The sequence below is a fragment of the Streptosporangium amethystogenes genome (genome assembly GCF_000721075.1).
Classification (GTDB): Bacteria; Actinomycetota; Actinomycetes; order Streptosporangiales; family Streptosporangiaceae; genus Streptosporangium; species Streptosporangium amethystogenes.
This window is the reverse complement of sequence record NZ_JOEQ01000216.1, coordinates 1-218: the sequence shown is the minus strand read 5'-3', so window position 1 is coordinate 218 and position 218 is coordinate 1. Positions and strand designations below refer to the sequence as shown.

Annotated in this window: 1 protein-coding gene; it reads left to right on the top strand. The window is 73.9% G+C overall.

Features of this window, described 5'->3' with window-relative positions:
* Positions 1-218 (top strand): substrate-binding domain-containing protein (locus IG98_RS0144340; protein WP_037973188.1); only part of this gene is annotated, 218 nt, incomplete at both ends.

Below are 218 nucleotides of genomic sequence, written 5' to 3'. Positions count from 1 at the left end.
AGGGGTACCGGCGGGCGATGGCGCAGTTGCTGGGGGCGACGGAGGTCGATGAGCTGATCTCGCATTCGCTGTTCTCGGTGGAGGGCGGGCAGGCGGCGGCGGCGCAGCTGCTGGCGCGCGGTTGTACGGGGATCGTGTGCGCGTCGGACCTGATGGCGCTGGGCGCGATCCGGGCCTGCCGGGACCGGGGGCTCTCGGTGCCGGGGGAGGTGTCGGTG